The following is a 241-nucleotide window of genomic DNA, read 5'->3' on the forward strand; positions in this document are numbered from 1 at the left end:
TATCCAGTTTTACAAAAGCTTCGGCAAGCCGCCACAATACGTCCACTTCATTGCAAGTGAGAAGCTGCGGTGTCTGTGAAGCAAGATTTACCACCATTTCATATTGATTATTATCGGAAGCATTGATCAGCCGCTGGCGGGCCTCTGCGAGGTCAAGGCTTGTCATTAGATCAGTAGGTACAATCCATTCAGGATCCTGAATTTTGTGTGTGGCAATCGCTTTTCTCAGTTCGGCATATTG

Annotated in this window: 1 pseudogene; it reads right to left on the minus strand. The window is 45.6% G+C overall.

Features of this window, described 5'->3' with window-relative positions:
* Positions 1-241: pseudogene (locus tag HBA93_RS23170) on the minus strand (cellulose synthase); the annotation flags it as partial.

Source organism: Ochrobactrum sp. SFR4, from assembly GCF_019730395.1.
GTDB lineage: Bacteria > Pseudomonadota > Alphaproteobacteria > Rhizobiales > Rhizobiaceae > Pseudochrobactrum.